General features: G+C 45.0%; 1 protein-coding gene. It reads left to right on the top strand.

Going from position 1 to position 713, the window contains the following annotated elements; all coding sequences use genetic code 11:
• Window positions 1–175: 175 nt before the first annotated feature.
• Window positions 176–713, top strand: a 538-nt coding sequence (locus H3221_RS25535) for a PAS domain-containing protein (protein WP_113445736.1), incomplete at its 3' end; no start/stop codon positions are given.

Here is a 713-nt window from a genome sequence, read left to right as displayed (position 1 = left end):
GAAGCGGCGCGGCCCTGCCTGACATCCAGTTAGGGTATAGCCTAGATTGACATGCGCGATGCAACCCTTAACTTGCTTGCATCTATCGTTTCCATGCTAGTTTTATCGTAACGCTAAAGAAATTGGGCTTAATGCCGAACACAATAAAATAAAACAGCCAACCCTTGAGGCTCTTATGCGCCAGAATTTACCAGTGACGGGTCGAAACTTAGAACTCCCAAAAGATGCCAATATTCTTTCGACTACCTCCCCTCAAAGCCATATCACGTACGTTAATCCTGACTTCATTAAAATCAGTGGTTTCACTGAGGAAGAACTATTAGGCCAGCCTCACAACATCGTAAGACACCCAGATATGCCGCCTGCTGCATTTGAGCATATGTGGAGTACATTAAAATCTGGCCGCTCATGGATGGGGCTAGTAAAAAATCGCTGTAAAAATGGCGACCACTATTGGGTAAGTGCTTATGTAACGCCAATAGCTAAGAATGGTTCGATTGTTGAATACCAGTCTGTAAGGACCAAGCCTGAACCTGAGCAGGTTTTGGCTGCGGAAAAATTATATGCTCAATTGAGAAGCGGGAAGGCCGCGAGGCCGAAATTGGCTGCTAGCTTTTCCGTGAAAATACTCTTGCTCATATGGGGTAGTATTATATCAAGCGCAATGGCTGCCGGCATGCTTACTGATACATCAATAAGCAGCTTATTGTTAG

This window comes from Pseudomonas chaetocerotis, assembly GCF_015712105.2.
In the GTDB taxonomy this organism is placed as follows: Bacteria; Pseudomonadota; Gammaproteobacteria; order Pseudomonadales; family Pseudomonadaceae; genus Aquipseudomonas; species Aquipseudomonas chaetocerotis.
This window is presented reverse-complemented; position numbering and strand designations above follow the sequence as displayed.